Origin of the sequence: Thioalkalivibrio sp. ALE28, from assembly GCF_000377425.1 — a bacterium.
Classification (GTDB): domain Bacteria; phylum Pseudomonadota; class Gammaproteobacteria; order Ectothiorhodospirales; family Ectothiorhodospiraceae; genus Thioalkalivibrio.
Genome location: NZ_KB898097.1, coordinates 152400 through 168220, shown reverse-complemented (window position 1 = coordinate 168220; position 15821 = coordinate 152400). Strand labels below are relative to the sequence as shown.

Sequence of the window (15821 nt, the reverse complement as noted above, 5' to 3'; positions counted from 1 at the left end):
AGAGGGCTGGCCTCCTACTATTCCGGGTATCATTCGTCATCACACGCCCTTCCCGTTTCCGCATCGGTAAACCCCAGGCCAGACCCCGCATGAGCACCCAGCATTCCGACGAGCACAAGGACCCAACACAGGCCCCGCGCCTGCGCGTACTACTGGGCGAAGTCACCGCGATGGGCCCGGGCAAGGCCATGCTGCTGGAGGCGATCCGCGACAAGGGCTCGATCTCCGCGGCCGCGCGCAGTGTGGGCATGTCCTACCGCCGCGCCTGGGACCTGGTCGAGACCATGAACCAGAGCTTCCGCGAACCGGTGGTGGCCACGGCCAAGGGCGGCTCCGGCGGCGGGGGCGCACAGGTCACCGAATTCGGCGAGACGGTACTGGGCCGTTACCGCGACATGGAACGCCAGGCCTGCGAGGCCCTGCGCGACGAACTGCACGCCTTCGCCGACTTCCTCGCCGAAGACCACAAGCCGTAACCACCACCCGAGCCTTGACGCCCCTCCCCTGGCCCCGCATCATTGCGCCAGTCGATATGCAAACTCAAATATAACGAACCGCATATCCCCAGCTTCACCGTCACTGCGAGGGGCACCGCGACGAAGCACAAAAGCAGCGAAGCTGCGTTGAACGGCCAAAGGCCAGCCCGAAGGGCGAGCGCAGCGAGTAATCCCCAACGGAACCACCCGAGCCCACCAAAACCCAGCCACAGGGAACACCCCCAACGATGCACCTGCGCACCCTCCTCCTGATCCTGCTCCTCCTGCTGCCCGGCCTGGCCGCCGCCAACGGCCCGCTGACCATTGCCGCCGCCTCGGACCTGCGCTTCGCCCTGGACGAGATCCTGGACGCCTACCGCGAGGTACACCCGGACGACGCGGTGCGCGTCACCTACGGCTCCTCCGGCCGCATGACCACGCAGATCATGAACGGCGCCCCCTACGACGTGTTCTTCTCCGCCGACATCGCCTACCCGCAGAAGCTGCGTGCCGAGGGCCACGCGGCCACCGAACCGGAGGTCTACGCCATCGGCCGCATCGTGCTGTGGAGCAACCGCATGGATGCCTCCACGATGACGCTGGAAGACCTGCTGCGCGACGACATCCGCCGCGTCGCCATCGCCTCGCCCACCCACGCGCCCTACGGCGTGCGCGCGATGGAGGCGCTCCAGTCCGTGGGCGTCTGGGACGACCTGCAGCCGAAGATCGTCAACGGCGACAACATCGCCCAGACCGCGCGCATGATCCAGGCCGGCGGTGCGGAGATCGGCATCATCGCCCTGTCGCTGGCCGAGTTTCCGGACCTCGCCGAACACCCGCACTACCTGATCGACGACGCCCTGCACGAACCCCTCACCCAGGGCTTCGTGATCACCCGGCGCGGCGAACACAACGAGATCGCCCACCGCTTCGCCGACTACATGAACGGCCACACCGCCCGCGACATCATGCGCCGCTACGGCTTCGTGATGCCCGGCGAAGAGCTGCCCGACGCCGCCGCCCAGTAACCCGACATGTTCGAGCTGAGCCCCACGGACTGGATGGCGATCGAGGTTACCCTCAAGCTCGCGATCTACACCACGCTGATCCTGCTGGTGATCGCCACGCCCATCGCCTGGTGGCTGGCCAATGGCCGCGCCCCCGGCGGCCTGCGCACCGCGGTGCAGGCATTGGTTGCCCTGCCGCTGGTGCTACCGCCTACGGTGCTCGGCTTCTACCTGCTGGTCCTGCTGGGCCCGGCCGGCCCGGTCGGCAGCACACTGGAGAGCTGGGGCCTGAACCACCTGGCCTTCACCTTCCAGGGCATCCTGATCGCCTCGGTGATCTACTCCCTGCCATTCGCCGTGCAGCCCCTGCAGCAGGCCTTCGCCAACCTCGGCCGCCGGCCGACCGAGATCGCCGGCTCGTTGGGCGCCGGCCGGCTGGACCGCTTCTTCACCGTGATCCTGCCGATGTCGCGCGGCGGATTCATCGTCGCCGCCACGCTCGCCTTCGCCCACACCCTCGGCGAATTCGGCGTGATCCTGATGCTCGGCGGCGCCATCCCCGGCGAGACCCAGGTGCTGTCCATCCTCATCTACGACCACGCCGAGGCGATGGACTTCGCCTCCGCGCACCGCCTGTCGCTGGGCCTGTTGATCTTCGCCTTCGTCGTGTTGTTCGTGGTCTATGCCATCAACCGCCGCTTCGACACGGTGCGCCTGTGACTCGACCCACAAGCGAAACCCTGCGCATACAGGCGCGTCTGGAACGCTCCAGCTTCGCACTGGACGTAGACACGGCCTTCCCGCTGGAGGGCGTCACCGCCCTGTTCGGCCGCTCCGGCTGCGGCAAGACCACGCTGTTGCGCATCATCGCCGGGCTGGAACACCCACCCGGCGGCGAGGTGCACTTTCGCGATACCGCCTGGCAGTCCGGCAAGACCTTCGTCCCGCTGCACCGCCGCCGCGTCGGCCTCGTGTTCCAGGAATCCACCCTGCTCCCGCACCTCTCCGTACGCGGCAACCTGCTCTATGGTTACAAACGCACCCCGGAGCCCCTGCGCCGCCTGCACCTGGACGAGGTCGCCGACCTGCTCGGCATCACCGAACTGCTGGACCGCCGCGCCGACCAGCTCTCCGGCGGCCAACGCCAGCGCGTGGCGCTCGGCCGCGCCCTGCTGATCAGCCCCGACCTGCTGCTGCTCGACGAACCCCTGAACGCCCTGGACACCCAGACCAAGCGCGAGATCATGCCCTTCCTCGCGCGCCTGTCGGACAAAACCGGCATCCCCACGCTGCTGGTCACCCACGCCCCCGACGAGGTCGAACGCCTCGCCCACCGCGTCGCCTTCATGCACGACGGCCAGCTCGAACGCCTGGAACCCCTGCGCGACGCCCTCGCCCGCGCCGACTCCCCCCTGTTCCGCGACGAAGGCGCCGTCTCCGTCCTCCAGGGCGAACTCGGCCCGCCCGACGAACACGGCCTGCACCCCTTCGGCCCCCCGGACGCCCGCTATCGCGTCCCCGCCACCCCCGGCTCCACCAACGGCGCCGGAACCCAGGCCCGCCTCCGCATCGACGCCCGCGACGTCTCCATCGCCCTGACTCCACCCCAGGACGTCTCCATCCTCAACATCCTCCCCGTCACCATCGAATCCCTGGATGAGGCGCCTGGGCACCACGGACCCGCTCGTGTGCTCGCCGTTTGCCGGCAGGACGATGGGCAGACGTTGATGGCGGAACTGACGCGGCTATCGACCGAGCGACTAGGACTCCAGCCGGGAGCTCGCGCACATGCGCTCGTTAAGGCTGTCGCCTTTCTCGACTGAACGCCCAGACCACTCCTGACATTGCCCCCTTCCTTTAATCGGCTGGCAAACCCACAACATCCCTGCCAGAATCTCAGTCAGCACAATTCTGGTCGGCGCCCCGGACAAGCCATCATCACTACCGAGCTACGCCACACAATATCCCTGATCTATGGTCACGCATGCGCTCCACCCGAAATAGACCCACGCTTACCCGTGCTCCAGCCTCACGCGGCATATCCCGCGCCAACGTTCAGCCAAGACCCATTCCCGTTCCATACCACTCCTATGTCTCTGGCAAGGACCTACAAAAGACAAACGTTCTAAAAACGGTCGCGACTGCCGCTAGCTAATGAATATGAAAATAGAAGACGCAATCGATCTTTCCTTAAAAAATATAGCCAAACACGGCGATACTGACGTTTTTCCTTTTCCACTAGAGACATTGATCTTTCACGACAAACCCGATGAATGCAAAGCTTTGCTGCTTGACATGCATTCCAATTTTGACGACTTCATCGCCAGGTTCCCGCCGAATAGCCTTGAAACTCTCACACAAGTTGGTTACACCGGATTCCGATGGGCCACCCAGATCGAACCTTTCTGGAACGCCTACTACTTAGCATTAGTGGTTATGCTGGCAGAACAAATCGAGCAACAGCGAGTGCCGATCGACGAGCAAGCGATTCATTCATATAGGTTTTCGTGGACTGACGACGACGCTAAACTCTTCTCCGATAGCTCTTGGAAAGACTACCGCCAACGCTCCTTTGATTTAAGCCAGGAATTCAGTTACGTGGTAATTACGGACATCGCGGACTTCTATCCGCGAATCTATCACCATCGCCTCGAGAACGCCCTTAACCGACTTCCAGACACCAGCGACATCCCAAGAAGAATAATGCGTCTTCTAGGGAATTTTTCAAAGAACGTATCTTATGGCCTTCCAGTGGGCGGCCCGGCCTCACGAATCCTATCTGAGCTGTGCTTGGACTCCACGGATAAGTTATTACTTCGGAACAAGGTTGAATTCTGCCGATATGCAGACGACTATTCGATCTTTTGTAGCGACAAGAAAGACGCCTATCGTGTACTTGTCCTACTCTCGCAAAGCCTTATTAACGAAGGCCTGGTTCTACAAAAGAATAAAACAAAGATCCTAAGTTCCGAAGAATTTCGCGCCTCGACTAAACTCCTTGATCCAAAAGATGCGAAAGACCCACTCGCGGATGAGGAACAGAAGCTCCTCAATATCACATTACGATACGATCCGTACTCCGAAACCGCTGAGGACGACTATGAAGCGCTTAAGGCGGCGATGTCGAATATCGACATTGTAGGAATACTTGGACGCGAGGTCGCGAAGACAAACATCGACTCCACCGTAACCAAACAAGCGATTAAGGCAATTCAGGCTCTCGAACCCGAAGAGCAACACAAGGCCGTTACGACCTTGCTAAGCGAGAGCAACCTTGAAGTTCTTGCACCGGTATTTGTTACGGTAATGAGAGCAGTCCGTGGTGTGTATGATCAGCTCCCGGACACCGGCAAGCAGTTCGTAGATCATGAACTCATTAGACTATATGAAAGCGACTCCTACTTGCTTAGCGTAGACCTGAACCTTAGCTTCTACCTCCAGGCGTTGTCTCGAAATCAAAATGCCAGGAAAGAGGAAATCTTTATAGAAATCTACGATCGGGCAACGAACCCACTGATCAAACGGCAAATCATACTCGCAATGGCAAATTGGAAGTGCCACTATTGGCTCACAGATCTACGACGACAGTACGCTGGCCTCTCGGAGTGGGAGAAACGATATTTTATCGGGGCTTCCTATGTGCTAGGAGACGAAGGAAAGCATTGGAGAGCTCATACGAAGGCCACGTGGAGCCCTATGGACAACTTGGCGCGCGCGTGGCTCGCTGATCGGATGCAGAAAGAACGATGGCTTCCTCTATAATTTCGGAAAAGACTGTCGCGTCCGTTTTCAATGGCTTTTGGGAAGACGCCCTCCCTCTTTTAACGCCCTCATTCGTGAGGATCTTTAACGAGGCGCACGGCGAGGAGTTGAGCCACCTACCCTCTAGCAAATGCACTCGGATACCAATCGCACCAGAAGTTGAGATGCATGACCTGGTTGCTGAGTTTGCGTACTGCGCCGCCGAGGCATCGTATAGCTCCGGTTTAACTGTCAATGCGCTATCCAAGGACGACAATCGAGTCAAGGAATTATATGAAAAAGCTGTTCAATTTTTGAGTCGGTATCAAAGCGACGACGACTCCATCTTGCTGAATCCCGTTGAACTCGACGAGGGATTCAGGCTGGCGGAACAGTACCATTACTTTTTTGACCACTTAGGTCCGCGTCATCCGACCTTGGAGTTTCGACCGAAGATTAAAGGCGCTGGGTTTTTAGGCAATTGTTTCGCAGATCTAAGCGCAGGCGACACTCTCTATGAGGTGAAAACAATAAGCCGTAATATTTCGGGTCGCGATATCAGGCAGCTGCTCATCTATCTTGGATTGAGGTATGCATCAAATGAGCCGCAATGGGAGTTTGCCGGATTTTTCAATCCTCGCAGAGCGTTGCATTATCGATTCTCTGTCGAACATCTAATCTTTCGAACATCCGGTGGAAAGTCAAAAGCAGAGGTCTTCGACCGGTTGTTAAGATTCTTGGACGCTAGAGGAATTGAGCTAGACACGCCGTTCTAGGAGGAAAGAGAAAACACACGAGAGGAAACCCATCTTTTGCTTTGCGTCGCGGGATGCGGCGTTCACTGGGCGCACTATACGGGGTCGGCCCGCACGGCCTAGAGTCAGACCAAGCCCTTCCCTTGTGGAGAAGGGAGGGAACGAACAAGGTCTGACCGTATTCCTATCTCTTACCCATTCACTGAACGGCGCGCACCGCGCCGAACATGCAAAACAGAATCTGTTGAATTTTTATAGTAGAACATTACAAAATGCCGAAAACCATGTTTCTTGATTATGCAATCAGGCTTGCCCTCCGACGCCCAGCGCCGCCTATGATCCCCTTGACCGGGGAACGGTCTGCGCAAAACGATTTTTTTTCAGTGCACCTAGAAGACAAAAATAGGACCAATAGTTTTCTTGTCAAGAGCGCTAATCACTCAGCCTACTGCGGACTAATATGGACGACGAATGCAGAAGGACTTCGCGCTAGAATAAAGAAATATAATATCAGAAGAAAAGACATCCAAATAGTCATAGATCATTACTACCGAGGTTGGCAAATACGGTACACGAAGCCTCTCTCTTTTGTGCTAGCGAGAGGTATACGGTGGCATCGCCTACTTGAGTTATACGAAACAGTATCGGCATACCAGTTCGCTCGCCGAACATTGACTCGGTTTCAAAGGATCGAACTTTTACAGCTTCTTATAGAAAAGAACTTACACAACCCTAACATCGCCCTTAATCCTGTACTTTTGGGTGTTGAGATTAGGTCGACGAAATGGTTTCGCCATCCTCGACACACCGAAGACAAGAATCATTTAACCATGCTATTTGAGTCTCTTGTAGAAAGCGGAGACCTTAGCAAGAACACAAGCCAAGCGTATAAGGTAGAACCCAAGGCTCTTATTACGCTGTCAGAACACGAGAAAGATGAAGAGAAACACAATGATAGCCAAAAAACACAAAGAAATGGAAATAGAATAGCGATAGCGATTGTCGCCGTTGGCCTGATAGGGGCAATCACCTCAGGTATTTTTTGTTAGAGCGCGTAGACAATAAGGGGACGGACCTTGGTGAGCGACCGGAGCGATGTAGAGCGAAGAAGAGGACACCCACTTTCTTCCCTGCCGTTGTACGCGGCCGGGAAAGAGGACACCCATCTCCTCGCAGTCCTGCTGCTGTGACGCATCACGGGCAGTGGCCCGGCGTGATCATTCCCCCACCAAAGAGCACGGGCAGTCTTCAGGCCCGTCGCACTACGGCGATGAAACGCGCGGGATAGTGACCTTAGATGTCCCGCTTTGGGTACATCACGATCATGTAAGCCAGCAGCACCAGGGCCCCCAGCACGATCAGCGATGCTGAGGCCAGTACCGGTTCCAGCACATCCATCGCGCGACAGCAGTGAGGACACCCACTTTCTTCGATCCTGGGTTCGTGCGCCAGGCGTTGCGTATTGCGCAATCTGCCACACTCAAGACATGATCAAGTCGTTTCGGCACAAGGGACTGCGCCGCTTCTACGAGTCGGGCAGCGTTACTGGCATCCAACCTCGACATGCAGGACGTCTGAGGATGCAACTGGCGGCCCTGGATACCGCGTCCACGATCGAAGACATGGATATCCCCGGGTTCCACCTGCACCGACTCAAGGGCACCGCACAGGATCGCTGGAGCATCCGGGTCAGTGGCAACTGGCGCCTGACCTTTGAGTTCCGCGACGGCAATGTCCAGATTCCAGGGAGACACTCACTCAATAGCGCGGTTGCGCTCGAGTCGCTTTTGCGTGCGAACAAGGCGCGGTGACTGCCGTGCAGTCATTCTGCACAAGGGAGCCGCAACGCAGTGCGCGCGCAAAAGCGGCCGAGCCCCTTCGGGGTTGGTACCCCCTGTTCCCCGATCCTGCGTTGCGCTGCTTACAGGTAGAACCACTACCTGCTGCGCGGCGCGCCTGGTCTCGGAAAACAGGGGGCACCAACGCAAGCGCGTTATTGAGTGAGCGTCTCCCTCGACTACGAGGATTATCACTGATGACCATGCACAAGCCTCCGCACCCGGGCGAGTTCATTCGCGAGGTCTACCTGGAGCCGTTTGGACTGAGTGCCCGCCAGCTTGCCAGCAAGCTCGATGTGTCGCCTTCCACCCTGGGGCGCGTCCTGCAGGGACGCAGCGGGGTCAGCCCGGAGATGGCGCTACGTCTGTCCAAAACGCTCGGCCGTTCGCCGGAAAGCTGGCTGGCCATGCAGGACCAGCACGACCTCTGGTGTGCACGGAAGAGCGTGAAGCTGGACGCCGTACAAAAGATGCGGTTCGATGGGCACAGAGAAAACGGGCAGCCAGCTGCGTAGCTCCGGGAAACGCGCGCTAACGGCACGAACACACCCACGTTACCTGCGTCCAGCGCGGCAGTCTTAGGTGTCTGACCGACCAAGAAGAGCCATGATCGATACGACAATCAATATGTACAGTGACGCAAATGGGGGCGATCCGGATGTCACCAGCCCCACACTGCGAACCTACCACAAGCTTCTCTGGAGCAAGCCTTTACCAAGTGGCGACCTGTTCGACTTAAGCATCGATAAGCCTGGTTACTACCTATACCATCACTCTGCGTTGGGCGAATTTTCATTAGGGAGTGACGCTATCACCCACTCCTACAGCAAGCAGAAAAAGAAGAAATGGCTGACGACACAATTACCGACGGAGGTGCAGGAGCTTCTCGATCGCGGGTCAACAATTGGTGCATACACTATTTTCCCAAACAGGCAGATTGACCGGAAGCAGACAATTAATCAGGCTAGAGGAATACTGCGGCTAATCGATGACCGATTTGACTTACCATTGGAGTGCATCCGACGCTTCTACATCGGCGAGCCAAACCCGTTAGAGGATACCCTTAGGCGATATTCTTCGTTTTTTCAGTTGTTCGATACATTCAATGGCTACATCGACTTCTTCCTTCTCAACGATCTGGTGGATGAAAATGGGGGCGTGAAGTTCTACTTGCCGTTCGACGATTTTAAATCGCCACCAGATTTTAGGAATGTCGAGGACTACCTCCTCTACAAGAAGAGAGTTGAGTCGTTCATCGAATCTCGTAACCAACGGATTTCAGACTACTCGGGCCAGATTAACACCTAACAATTCGTGGGGCATAGGGGTCAGACCTTGCCTTTTGCCTCCCTGCCACGACAGGGGCAAAAGGCAAGACCTGACCCCTTCGGTGTCCCTACTCGTTCGTCAAGGCCAGCCGCCCCCTCACCTGACGGCAGACGAACCAGATCAATAGGAGCGGCAGGACCATCCACTAAATGAGTGGCAGCAGCCCCGTGCCCAGGATCGGCGGGGTGGGATGGTGTCGGCGCAGTGCCAGCGGTCGTCTTCGCTTACGCGGGGTTAGAACGAGATTCAGTTGTTGCAGAAAATGCAACAACTGCTGCGAGAAAAATGCTAATCACTACGAGGTCGGACCTCGATAAGTGTGCTGGCGAGTTTGTCACTACGGGGTCGGACCTCGATATGTGTCTGAAACACAGGACGTGAATGTGCTCTGCTCGCCCAGATATAGCCTTAGACGTGCAGTTTCATGGGCAAAAACGGAAGACTAGGACACCCACGTTCCCTGCCGCGTTATGGCGAGGCCCCGCCGGGGCCGTGGCCATCTCCGAACGCGACCCCAGACGTCCGCCTCGATCAGCGCCAAGGACATCCACAGAGATCGCCACGGCGCTACGCGCCTCGCGATGACGGTGTTTGCTTCTCCGTCGTGATGAAACCTCAGAGGGGCGACGAAGACGAGGAGACCCATCGTTTCCGTTCCGCAACGTGCGGTCAGCGCCCGGGGTTGCTTGCGGACGGGTGGCCAGACTGTATGCTCGGGCGCTCAGCAAACAATGCCAGCGAGAACCACCGCCATGAACTCCCCAGACCAAGAACCGCCCGAAGGGCCGAGCCAAGCCGATCAGGAGGGCTTTGCGGCGTTCGAACGGGGCGACTATCGGACCGCCGGGGAGCTCTGGTCGGCCAGCGCCGAGGCGGGCTCCGCCTGGGCCCAGTTGGGCATGGGGATTCTGTATGCCGACGGTCTGGGCCTTGAGGCCGATACCGAGCGTGCGCGCGGGTACTGGGAACAGGCCGCGGCGCAGGGGCTGAGCGATGCCAGCTTTAACCTGGGTGTGATGGCGGAGAAGGCGGACCCGGCCGATACCGAGGCCGCCCGACACTGGTATGGCCACGCGGCCGAGGCGGGTCACGTCGTGGCGCAGAACAACCTGGCCGTGCTGCTGCAGAACGCGGGCGACGAGGCCGCCGCCACCGAGGCCGTCCATTGGTGGAAACGCGCCGCGGAGCACGGCGACCCCGACGCCCTGAACAGTCTCGGCGTCGCGCATCAGCAAGGCAGCGGATGCGCGCGCGACCGGGCTGCGGCAGCCGAGTACTACGCCCGGGCCGCCGAGGCGGGACACCGTGACGCGGCCTTCAACCTCGCCCTGGCCCTGGAACAGGGCGACGGTGTGGCAACGGACATGGCCGGGGCCGCCCACTGGTATCGGCAAGCCGCCGAGGCCGGAGACCCGGACGCCGCCGCCCGCCTGGGCAACCTCTGCCGCGACGGCAACGGCACGCAGGAAGACCTGACGGCGGCGGCCCACTGGTATCGCGCCGCGGCCGAAGCCGGCCATCCCCAGGCCCAGGCGAACCTGGGTGTCCTCCTGGAACGGGGGCTTGGAGTGACTCAGGACGAGTCGGCCGCGGCCGCCTGGTACCTGGCCTCGGCGCGGCAGGGGCTGGCCCCGGCCCAGTACAATATGGGCATCGTGCTCGCCGAGGGCCGTGGCGTGGAGGCCGACCTGCCCGGCGCCTGGGTCTGGTTCGCGCGCGCCGCCGATCAGGGCCACAAGCCGGCCGCGGCGGCCCGCGACTACGTCCACCAGCAGCTCACCCCGGAGCAACGCCGCGACGCCGAGGCGCGCAAGGCCGAGATCTCCCGCTAGACCACCAGCGCGGGCAGCCGAAGCGCAGCAAGCAGAGGCCGACCAGCTCGCCCCCCCGCCCCGTCATGGCGATGCCCCGCAGGGGCCGTGGCCATCTCCAAACGCAGCCCCCGACGTCCGCCTCGGCCAGCGCCCGGGCATCCCGTCAGCGATCGCCACGGCGCTGCGCGCCTCGCGATGACGGTGTCGGCCTGCGAAGGGGACACCCATCTTGACCCTATCCAGTCTTCAGCTCGCGGCCTTGTCCGGATGGGCCTGCCGGGCATCCAGGTCCGTGCCGGCAAAGAAGAGCCTGCGATAACGCCCCGGGGTGGTGCCCGTCAGCCGCCGGAACAGCTCCCGACAAAAAGATACGTCCTCGTATCCGACAGCAAAGCTGATCTCCTCGATGGACATCGTCGTAGTCTCGAGCAGGTGTTTGGCCCTTTCGATACGCAGGTTCTGCAGGTAATGCACCAGGGATACGCCGGTGGCCTGCTTGAAACGCCGCTTCAGGGTGCGTTCGGCCAGGCCGGATTCCTCGGTGAGCAAGCGGATCGCGGAGTGTTCGGCAAAATGCTGGCCCAGCCAGTCCTCGCACTGCCGCATTCGGGCGTCGGTATGGTCGGATTTCAGCACCAGCGGGGTATAAGGCCCCTGGCCTTCATCGTGCCACTTGAGTAGATACACCTTGGCGATGCGGATGGCCTCCACCGGGCCCAGATGGCGCGCGATGATATGCAAGGCCAGATCGTGCCAGGACGTGGTACCCCCGGCACTGACCATCCGCCCCGATGGGTCCGCCAGGACCAGATTGGGTTCGGGCAGGAATCGTACTTCCGGATAGTCGCGCCGGAACAGGTCCTGATACCCCCAGTGCGAGGTGGCGGCACACCCGGCCAACAGACCCGTTTCGGCCAGCATGATGGTGCCGGAACAGGCCGAGTAGATCGATTTCCCGCCCTCGTAACAGTCGCGAACCCAGCGCATCAGTTCCGGGTACCGGCCATGGAAGGATTCATCCGGGCCCAGCCACAGCTCGGGCAGGATCACGATGGACGCCTCCGGCTGGTCGCGAATCGCGCAATGCGGCTGCACCGGAATGTCGTTTCCGCACAGAAAAGGCTTGCGTTCGCGGGCGACGATGCGCACCCGAAACCCGGCCTGGCTGACGGGCTCATGGCGAAGGCGTTGCCAGAGATTCCCGGCGGCCGACAGCACGTCCACCATGCCGTACAGCGCGGAACCTGCGGTTTCGGGGACGGCAACGATCAGCACCTCGACAGGCATGTCCGAGCGGCTCATCTGCGTCCTCCGGTGGCACGAACGCCACGCTTCTGGCTCGTCTGCCGCTTATGCGGTCGATTCCCCGGTTATAGCCTAAAGCTGCGTCACCATCCGATGGCGCGCAATGGTCCCTTCTCAAACGGAGAACAGCCATGAACACGCAGAACACGATGAACGGCCTGAACGTGGATCAGATGACCACGACCGTGCAGGCCCTGCAGGACAACCGCGAACTCGCGCAGTTCGAGTTCCGCGCCCGCAACACCTGGATCAGCGGAGGCGAGAATCGATCGACCATCAAGGACTTCTATGGTGCGGGTGCCGAAGACGCCTCGCGGGATACCGGGTGGGAATTCACCAACGGGGAACCGCCGGTACTACTCGGCAAAAACGAGGGCGCCAACCCGGTTGAATACCTGCTCCATGCACTGGCGGGATGCGTGACCACGACGACCGTGCTGCACGCCACCGCCCGGGGTATTCGTATCCATTCGCTTTCGACCGAGCTGAAAGGAACGATCAATCTGGAAGGTCTTCTGGCGCTTAATGACGAGGTCCCTGCGGGCTACCAGGACATCGCCATCCAGATGCAGATCGACGCGGACTGCAGCGAGCAAGAACTGGACGACCTGCTCGGGTTTGCGCAGGACCACTCGCCGGTCTGCAACACGGTCTGCCGACCGGTCCCCGTCAGGATCGAACGGGTCTCTCATGCCGGGCGGTCGGCGGCCTGACGTCAGCGCCTGGGTGAACGCGCCCCTTGCAAGCGACCCGGTTTACAGGGTGACGGCGGCGCCAGCAGTACGCGCCGCCGTCTGCTGCGAAGGCCAAGGCTGGACCAGGGACGGTCCAGCGCTATAGCGAAGGCGCGAACGTGAGACCCATCTTCGCTCCCCACCGTTATTCGAGGCTGGCGCGATCCGCAGAATCAACGGGTCCGACCTTGCCTTTCGCTTCATGCCAACCCATTGAGGCTCTGGCCCCTGCTACATCCAGCACGGGCAGGAGCTTCGCCTGCAAGCAGGCTCCCACGGGCAACCGGGGGGGCAGACCTTGGCTCTTGTGCCCGCAACACGGGACGGGCAAAAGGCATGGTCTGACCCCTTCGGTACGGCCCCCTCGGTGCGCGCGTACGGAACCACTGCCGCAGTAGCGAAGGTGCGACGTGGTAACCGCAACATCCGCTCCCCCGCCGCAAGATTGTGGAAGCCACCCCGACCGGGCCAAGCCAGAATCCTGGATAAAGGCCGCGCGCACGCATCCCTGTGGCGGGGCCCATGACGGAGAAAAGGCTACGCCCGGCCCGCGGCCGGCCAAGCCATGGACCCCAGGAGGTGCCTCATGTACGACCACTCGACCCGCCCCACGGGAGCGCTTCGCCACCTGGCCACGGCTGCCGCCGCGCTCGCACTGGCCGCCCCCTTGGCGAGCCTGGCGGCCGACGACGGCCAGGCCTTCATCTGGGAGCCGGACGCCCCCGACCTCGAATGGAACCCCTGCCCGGCCTTCATGCCCGACGACTGCCGCCTGGCCGTCCTCCAGGGCGACCCGGCCGAGCCCAACGCCGATGTGTTCTTCCTGCTGCCCGGCAACAGCACCGCGCCCCATCACTGGCACACCAGCGCCGAGCGCATGGTGCTGGTCCAGGGCGAGATGCAGGTGGACTATGACGATCAGGAACCGGTAGTGCTTCGGCCCGGGACCTACGCCTATGGCCCTGCGCGACTGGCGCATACCACCCACTGCATCTCGGACGAGGACTGCATCCTGTTCATCGCGTTCGAAGAACCGGTGGACGCGCACGAGACACACGGTCACTGAGGCCAGCCGATCCCTGCCATCCGGGCTTGACGCCCCGGGCTCGTTCCAACGGGCGGGCAGAACGACAAGCCTTTGCGCAATGCGCCGAGAGCCGGCGCATTGCCAGCAACGAGGCAGGGAGGCGAGTACGCGCCTTATTCGGTAGCGGCGTCGCGGGGCCACTCGCGAAAGCCTTCGCGAACGGAAAGGCAGCGGGTATACCCAAGATCCCGCAGCAGTTCGGCGGCGCGCAGGCTGCGCCGGCCGCTGTTGCACAGGCACAGCAGGATCTGGTCCTGGGTGACGTGATGCCGGTTAATCAGGGAGATGAAGTGCTGGAAGTCGCGATCATCCGGCTCGTCCGCGTCCAGCAGCTCCTGCTCTTCCTCCGACAGGCCCCGACCCAGTAGCTGCTTCAGGCGGAACAGGGGCACCGGGACCGCCCCTTCCACCTCGCCCTCCAGTTCCAGCTCGAAGGGCTGACGGATATCCAGCAGCACCGCCAGACCAATATCCACCAGCTCGCGGGCCGCGTTGACGCTGATCTCCAGCTTTGGATCGTCCGTCTCGTTCACCATGCAGGCTCCTTTTGCGTCGGGGTTGTGAGGGCGCACGGGGTTCGCTTCAGCAGGCGCCCCTGGTTCCGATAGATTTCGCGAAACACCGCATGATTGCAAAAGGCCCGAAGCCCGACGCGCACGCGCGCTGGCCCTGCAGCGCCTCCACACACCAGTCCATGCCGCATGCATTGGGCCCCGTGGTTGTACGCGCCGGCCGAATCACCGGTCTCTCGCCTGCTCGAAGCGATTTTCGGGCACTATCGCAAGGGCAATCGTCCCCCATGGAGGCCCCCTTGACCGACGAGACGACCGGTGGAACCGAAGGCACGCTTCCCCTGCAGCGGCTGGCCGGCTGGGCGCTTCGCGGCATCGCCGCCCTGACGGGCCTCGGCGGACTGCTGGCCTCGCTGGCCTTCTGGATGCTGGCGCAGGAGACACCGGAGCTCCCGTGGCCGCTCGTCTCCCTGATCCTGCTGCAGATCCTGTTCGGGATGGCCGTAGTCGCCTGGGTCGCGTTGTTGTGGCGCCGCGCCCGGGCACTGGGAGCATTGGATACCCGGGACTATCCCGCCATCACCTGCGTTGTCGTCTGCATGCGGCTGGCGGGCGAATTGCTGGCAACCGGCGTGGTCCTGTTCGCGGTGGCCCTGTCGGTGATCTCCCTGACGGCCGCAGAACCCTTCGCGGGCGCGGCCGTTGCCGCGTTCGGGCTTGAAGCGGAACAGGTGGAAGCAATCGGCTGGGCACTGGCCGTGCTTGCAGCCCTCCTGTGGCCGCTGGCCGGGCTGTTTGCGGCCGGAATGATCCTGTTCGGGGCCTACCTGTTCGCCGACGCCATGATGGCCATGCTGGAGTACGTGCGCGATCTACGGCGGATCCGCGAGACACTGGCATCGACCAGCGGGCGCGACCCGGAATGAGATGGCGGCCGGGCCAGGACCGCGGGTACCGATCCAACCGGCGACCCGCCACCTTGGGCGACCCTCGGCACGGTTGATGTGGCTCAAGGTTTGGCGCGCGGGGCCGTTTAATCTGTCATCAGGGTAATGCCGCCGCCGGTGGCGTCCGCTGCCATGCGCGCGAACAAGGCGCGGCACCTGCCGGTAACACCGCAGCCGTCCGCGCACGACGCCAGCACCCGGAATACCGGGGCACGGACGCCTGCATGGATCGGCATTTCCCGGCCCGGTACCTCGGGCTTACCCCTTCCAGGCCAT

General features: G+C 61.3%; 15 protein-coding genes. 13 read left to right on the top strand and 2 right to left on the bottom strand.

What is annotated here, in order from left to right:
• The first annotated feature begins 89 nt into the window (after positions 1 to 89).
• From D105_RS0106990 to D105_RS0106945, 10 genes are all read left to right on the top strand, one after another.
• On the top strand, positions 90 to 476 hold the full coding sequence (locus tag D105_RS0106990) for a winged helix-turn-helix domain-containing protein (protein WP_018877973.1): 387 nt from the start codon (positions 90 to 92) through the stop codon (positions 474 to 476).
• 248 nt (positions 477 to 724) lie between these two features.
• Positions 725 to 1504 carry a molybdate ABC transporter substrate-binding protein gene (gene modA, locus D105_RS0106985; RefSeq protein ID WP_018877972.1) on the top strand — a complete coding sequence of 260 codons (780 nt, stop codon included), beginning with the start codon at positions 725 to 727 and terminating at the stop codon, positions 1502 to 1504.
• Between the two features lie 6 nt (positions 1505 to 1510).
• Complete coding sequence (gene modB, locus D105_RS0106980) at positions 1511 to 2203, top strand: molybdate ABC transporter permease subunit (protein ID WP_018877971.1); 693 nt, start codon at positions 1511 to 1513, stop codon at positions 2201 to 2203.
• Positions 2200 to 3306 (top strand): molybdenum ABC transporter ATP-binding protein, encoded by a 1107-nt coding sequence (gene modC, locus D105_RS0106975; RefSeq protein ID WP_018877970.1) that lies wholly within the window; start codon positions 2200 to 2202, stop codon positions 3304 to 3306. The genes modB and modC overlap by 4 nt, the downstream gene beginning before the upstream one ends.
• A gap of 331 nt (positions 3307 to 3637) precedes the next feature.
• Positions 3638 to 5245: an RNA-directed DNA polymerase gene (locus tag D105_RS0106970; RefSeq protein ID WP_155987701.1), complete on the top strand. Its 1608-nt coding sequence runs from the start codon at positions 3638 to 3640 to the stop codon at positions 5243 to 5245.
• A 164-nt stretch (positions 5246 to 5409) separates the two neighbouring features.
• A complete protein-coding gene (locus D105_RS15070; RefSeq protein WP_155987700.1) occupies positions 5410 to 6000 on the top strand; it encodes a hypothetical protein in 591 nt (196 codons plus the stop codon).
• Positions 6001 to 7466: 1466 nt separating this feature from the next.
• Positions 7467 to 7790 carry a type II toxin-antitoxin system RelE/ParE family toxin gene (locus tag D105_RS14190; RefSeq protein WP_231366845.1) on the top strand — a complete coding sequence of 108 codons (324 nt, stop codon included), beginning with the start codon at positions 7467 to 7469 and terminating at the stop codon, positions 7788 to 7790.
• A 224-nt stretch (positions 7791 to 8014) separates the two neighbouring features.
• Positions 8015 to 8332 carry a HigA family addiction module antitoxin gene (locus tag D105_RS0106955; protein ID WP_018877966.1) on the top strand — a complete coding sequence of 106 codons (318 nt, stop codon included), beginning with the start codon at positions 8015 to 8017 and terminating at the stop codon, positions 8330 to 8332.
• A 91-nt stretch (positions 8333 to 8423) separates the two neighbouring features.
• Positions 8424 to 9125, top strand: coding sequence for a hypothetical protein (locus D105_RS0106950; protein ID WP_018877965.1), 702 nt, complete (start codon positions 8424 to 8426; stop codon positions 9123 to 9125).
• A 773-nt stretch (positions 9126 to 9898) separates the two neighbouring features.
• Complete coding sequence (locus D105_RS0106945; RefSeq protein WP_018877964.1) at positions 9899 to 10978, top strand: tetratricopeptide repeat protein; 1080 nt, start codon at positions 9899 to 9901, stop codon at positions 10976 to 10978.
• Positions 10979 to 11206: 228 nt separating this feature from the next.
• Here D105_RS0106945 and D105_RS0106940 read toward each other — a convergent pair whose 3' ends face one another.
• On the bottom strand, positions 11207 to 12262 hold the full coding sequence (locus D105_RS0106940; RefSeq protein WP_018876209.1) for a GlxA family transcriptional regulator: 1056 nt from the start codon (positions 12260 to 12262) through the stop codon (positions 11207 to 11209).
• A gap of 134 nt (positions 12263 to 12396) precedes the next feature.
• Between D105_RS0106940 and D105_RS0106935 the strand changes: the two genes are divergently transcribed.
• Positions 12397 to 12978, top strand: a complete 582-nt coding sequence (locus tag D105_RS0106935) for an OsmC family protein (protein WP_018866529.1) — start codon at positions 12397 to 12399, stop codon at positions 12976 to 12978.
• Positions 12979 to 13585: 607 nt separating this feature from the next.
• Complete coding sequence (locus D105_RS0106930; protein WP_018877963.1) at positions 13586 to 14065, top strand: cupin domain-containing protein; 480 nt, start codon at positions 13586 to 13588, stop codon at positions 14063 to 14065.
• A gap of 134 nt (positions 14066 to 14199) precedes the next feature.
• Here D105_RS0106930 and D105_RS0106925 read toward each other — a convergent pair whose 3' ends face one another.
• Positions 14200 to 14622: a rhodanese-like domain-containing protein gene (locus D105_RS0106925; RefSeq protein WP_018866527.1), complete on the bottom strand. Its 423-nt coding sequence runs from the start codon at positions 14620 to 14622 to the stop codon at positions 14200 to 14202.
• A 275-nt stretch (positions 14623 to 14897) separates the two neighbouring features.
• On the opposite strand from D105_RS0106925, the gene D105_RS0106920 reads away from it, so the two are divergent.
• On the top strand, positions 14898 to 15524 hold the full coding sequence (locus D105_RS0106920; protein ID WP_018877962.1) for a hypothetical protein: 627 nt from the start codon (positions 14898 to 14900) through the stop codon (positions 15522 to 15524).
• The last annotated feature ends 297 nt before the right edge of the window (positions 15525 to 15821 follow it).